The following is a 1,056-nucleotide window of genomic DNA, read 5'->3' on the forward strand; positions in this document are numbered from 1 at the left end:
GCAGCCCGATCTACGTACTCAGCCAGCTTAGACTCAGGGCCCATAAACGCCAGTGGTATCCCTGCAGGGAGGATAACTCCCGCGATAGCTGCGGTGTATGCTGCAACGCACATGGATACTGCACCAGCTAGTTTAGCTACAGCACCCATGAACTTACCGGTCATAGCCAAGCCTTCCCAGGTAGCTTGAGCTGCTACTGCAATTGCGGCGCCAATTTTATGCAGTCCTCTGTAGAATGTGTTAGCACTGACCCCTTCAGGAGACCATGCTTCACCTTCAACTTGCTGTTCTGCCTTCGCGTCGATTGCTGTGCGCAGGCTTTCAATCTCATTGAGGGCATCGTGCCACTTGTGGCATGCATCGTCGAGTTTGTTCTTACACTTTTCTAGACCCTTGCCGGCATATTTGCCCATGGTCTTGTTGGCATAACTAACGCCGTAGGAGGCCTCTACCAAGCCATTGCGACATAACCCTGCACCAAGTCTAGATGTTTCCAGACCTTCCCTAACTAGTGCAGTACTCTTGTCTGCAATCCCCTGTGATATCTGTGCCTGGCCTTCCGCGAGCATGTGCATGCCTCGGTCTAACATCTCCAGGCTTTCATCCACTGTACGCTTGAAGCCTGCTAGACCCCAAGCTGCTGCCTTGCCAAATTCTTGCTCCTCACCCGCTGGTACTTCAATCTTCTCACCAGTGTCAGGTGCTTCATCCATGAACGGTAGTGCGTCAATATCCTGAGGTGTATATCCGCCCTTAGATCCGCTACGAAAAAGCCGCCCGAGACTACCTAATGCTGCAGCTGCTTTAGCACGTAGTCCCACGCTCTCGTATTTAGCATCTGCCTTCGCTGCTGCCTCAGCTGCAATCTTTTCTGATAGTTGCTGAGAAAGCGCTTCCAGTGACTTCATTTGGGGATGGATGTTCTTGAGTGTACCATCAGTACCTTCTACGAATGCATTCAGTCGCGCCAGCTCCGCACTCTTGCGCTGGAATACGGCCGAGATGGCTTGTACTACATTGCTTTGATTCTGTTGTTGTTGCTTGTCGTCTTCTGCC

General features: G+C 51.8%; 1 protein-coding gene. It reads right to left on the bottom strand.

Features of this window, described 5'->3' with window-relative positions; genetic code table 11:
• Positions 1–1,056 (bottom strand): adhesin MSP1 subunit beta (gene msp1b / locus GAC_RS04955; RefSeq protein ID WP_458797002.1); only part of this gene is annotated, 1,056 nt, incomplete at both ends.

The sequence above is a fragment of the Anaplasma marginale str. Florida genome, assembly GCF_000215485.1.
GTDB lineage: Bacteria > Pseudomonadota > Alphaproteobacteria > Rickettsiales > Anaplasmataceae > Anaplasma > Anaplasma marginale.